1 rRNA gene is annotated in these 3197 nt (G+C 56.4%); it reads right to left on the reverse strand.

Annotation, left to right across the window (positions count from 1 at the left end):
* Window positions 1–23 precede the first annotated feature (23 nt).
* Window positions 24–3145 (reverse strand): 23S ribosomal RNA (locus ACWD4J_RS43850).
* Window positions 3146–3197: the final 52 nt, after the last annotated feature.

The following is a 3197-nucleotide window of genomic DNA, read 5'->3' on the forward strand; positions in this document are numbered from 1 at the left end:
CAACACAGTGGACGCGAGCAACTGAGGACAAGCCCTCGGCCTATTAGTACCAGTCAACTCCACCCATTACTGGGCTTCCATATCTGGCCTATCAACCCAGTCGTCTACTGGGAGCCTTACCCCATCAAGTGGGTGGGAGTCCTCATCTCGAAGCAGGCTTCCCGCTTAGATGCTTTCAGCGGTTATCCCTCCCGAACGTAGCCAACCAGCCATGCCCTTGGCAGAACAACTGGCACACCAGAGGTTCGTCCGTCCCGGTCCTCTCGTACTAGGGACAGCCCTTCTCAAGACTCCTACGCGCACAGCGGATAGGGACCGAACTGTCTCACGACGTTCTAAACCCAGCTCGCGTACCGCTTTAATGGGCGAACAGCCCAACCCTTGGGACCGACTCCAGCCCCAGGATGCGACGAGCCGACATCGAGGTGCCAAACCATCCCGTCGATATGGACTCTTGGGGAAGATCAGCCTGTTATCCCCGGGGTACCTTTTATCCGTTGAGCGACGGCGCTTCCACAAGCCACCGCCGGATCACTAGTCCCGACTTTCGTCCCTGCTCGACCCGTCGGTCTCACAGTCAAGCTCCCTTGTGCACTTACACTCAACACCTGATTGCCAACCAGGCTGAGGGAACCTTTGGGCGCCTCCGTTACTCTTTAGGAGGCAACCGCCCCAGTTAAACTACCCATCAGACACTGTCCCTGATCCGGATCACGGACCCAGGTTAGACATCCAGCACGACCAGACTGGTATTTCAACGACGACTCCACACTAACTGGCGTTAATGCTTCAAAGTCTCCCAGCTATCCTACACAAGCCGAACCGAACACCAATATCAAACTGTAGTAAAGGTCCCGGGGTCTTTCCGTCCTGCTGCGCGAAACGAGCATCTTTACTCGTAGTGCAATTTCACCGGGCCTATGGTTGAGACAGTCGAGAAGTCGTTACGCCATTCGTGCAGGTCGGAACTTACCCGACAAGGAATTTCGCTACCTTAGGATGGTTATAGTTACCACCGCCGTTTACTGGCGCTTAAGTTCTCAGCTTCGCCATGACGAATCATGACTAACCGGTCCCCTTAACGTTCCAGCACCGGGCAGGCGTCAGTCCGTATACATCGCCTTACGGCTTCGCACGGACCTGTGTTTTTAGTAAACAGTCGCTTCTCGCTGGTCTCTGCGGCCACCCCCAGCTCACCGTGTAAAACGGATCACCAAGTGTGGCCCCCCTTCTCCCGAAGTTACGGGGGCATTTTGCCGAGTTCCTTAACCATAGTTCACCCGAACGCCTCGGTATTCTCTACCTGACCACCTGAGTCGGTTTAGGGTACGGGCCGCCATGAAACTCGCTAGAGGCTTTTCTCGACAGCATAGGATCATCCACTTCACCACAATCGGCTCGGCATCAGGTCTCAGCCACAAGTACGACGGATTTGCCTATCGCACGGCCTACACCCTTACCCCGGGACAACCACCGCCCGGGATGGACTACCTTCCTGCGTCACCCCATCACTCACCTACTAACCGCTTGGTTCGGCGGCTCCACCACTCCCCTCAACTCCGAAGAGATCAGGGCGGCTTCACGGCCTTAGCATCACGATGCTCGATGTTTGACGCTTCACAGCGGGTACCGGAATATCAACCGGTTATCCATCGACTACGCCTGTCGGCCTCGCCTTAGGTCCCGACTTACCCTGGGCAGATCAGCTTGACCCAGGAACCCTTAGTCAATCGGCGCACACGTTTCCCACGTGTGTATCGCTACTCATGCCTGCATTCTCACTCGTCAACCGTCCACAACTACCTTCCGGTGCTGCTTCACCCGGCAGACGACGCTCCCCTACCCATCACAGTCTCCGTTGGGAGTATGTACTGCAATGACACGACTTCGGCGGTACGCTTGAGCCCCGCTACATTGTCGGCGCGGAATCACTAGACCAGTGAGCTATTACGCACTCTTTCAAGGGTGGCTGCTTCTAAGCCAACCTCCTGGTTGTCTCTGCGACTCCACATCCTTTCCCACTTAGCGTACGCTTAGGGGCCTTAGTCGATGCTCTGGGCTGTTTCCCTCTCGACCATGGAGCTTATCCCCCACAGTCTCACTGCCGCGCTCTCACTTACCGGCATTCGGAGTTTGGCTAAGGTCAGTAACCCGGTAGGGCCCATCGCCTATCCAGTGCTCTACCTCCGGCAAGAAACACACGACGCTGCACCTAAATGCATTTCGGGGAGAACCAGCTATCACGGAGTTTGATTGGCCTTTCACCCCTAACCACAGGTCATCCCCCAGGTTTTCAACCCTGGTGGGTTCGGTCCTCCACGACCTCTTACAGCCGCTTCAACCTGCCCATGGCTAGATCACTCCGCTTCGGGTCTTGAGCGCGCTACTAAAACGCCCTATTCGGACTCGCTTTCGCTACGGCTTCCCCACACGGGTTAACCTCGCAACACACCGCAAACTCGCAGGCTCATTCTTCAAAAGGCACGCAGTCACGAGACACCAGCAAGCTGATGTCCGACGCTCCCACGGCTTGTAGGCACACGGTTTCAGGTACTATTTCACTCCCCTCCCGGGGTACTTTTCACCATTCCCTCACGGTACTATCCGCTATCGGTCACCAGGGAATATTTAGGCTTAGCGGGTGGTCCCGCCAGATTCACACGGGATTTCTCGGGCCCCGTGCTACTTGGGTGTCTCTTAAACGAGCCGCTGATGTTTCGACTACGGGGGTCTTACCCTCTACGCCGGACCTTTCGCATGTCCTTCGCCTACATCAACGGTTTCTGACTCGTCCCACGGCCGGCAGACCGTAGAAAAGAGATCCCACAACCCCCCAAGCGCAACCCCTGCCGGGTCTCACACGCTTAAGGTTTAGCCTCATCCAGTTTCGCTCGCCACTACTCCCGGAATCACGGTTGTTTTCTCTTCCTGCGGGTACTGAGATGTTTCACTTCCCCGCGTTCCCTCCACATGCCCTATGTGTTCAGGCATGGGTGACAGCCCATGACGACTGCCGGGTTTCCCCATTCGGAAACCCCCGGATCAAAGTCTGGTTGACGACTCCCCGGGGACTATCGTGGCCTCCCACGTCCTTCATCGGTTCCTGGTGCCAAGGCATCCACCGTGCGCCCTTAAAAACTTGGCCACAGATGCTCGCGTCCACTGTGCAGTTCTCAAACAACGACCAACCACCCATC

It is taken from the genome of Streptomyces sp. NPDC002577, assembly GCF_053594815.1.